At 71.3% G+C, this 533-nt stretch carries 1 protein-coding gene; it reads right to left on the bottom strand.

Annotation, left to right across the window (positions count from 1 at the left end; all coding sequences use genetic code 11):
• On the bottom strand, positions 1-533 hold a 533-nt coding region (gene ligD / locus ACI793_RS19255; RefSeq protein WP_456607986.1), incomplete at both ends, for a non-homologous end-joining DNA ligase LigD.

A 533-nucleotide genomic window follows, 5' to 3' on the forward strand; every position in this document is an offset into this window, starting at 1 on the left:
GGCTGCACGCGCATCGGCTCACCCGGCATCTTCGGGTAGTCCGGCGGATAGGGCAGATCGCCCATCCCGTCGTCCGTGGCCTGGCGCTCGGCGAGCTCCAGCAGCGGCTCGATGCCGAAGGCGTGCTCGGCCAGCCCGGCGTGCCTGTCGCCGACGTCGCGGAACCGGCCGGGCATGGTCAGCACGTCGAAGTCGAACGGGGAGACGTCGGGGAGCTCGTCCCAGTCGACCGGCGCCGAGACGGGGGCGTGCGGCTTGGGCCGGATGGAGTAGGCCGAGGCGATCGTGCGGTCCCGGGCCATCTGGTTGTAGTCGATGAAGATCTTCTCGCCGCGCTCCTCCTTCCACCACGACATCGTCACGCGGTCGGGGAGGCGGCGTTCCAGCTCGCGGCCGAAGGCGATGACCGCCCGGCGCACGTCGGTGAAGGTCCACCGGGGCTGGATGGGCACGTAGATGTGCACGCCGCGGCCCCCGGAGGTCTTCGGCCAGCCCTCCATGCCGAACTCGTGCAGCAGCTCGCGCACGTGCGG

Source organism: Blastococcus sp. SYSU DS0617, assembly GCF_054051075.1.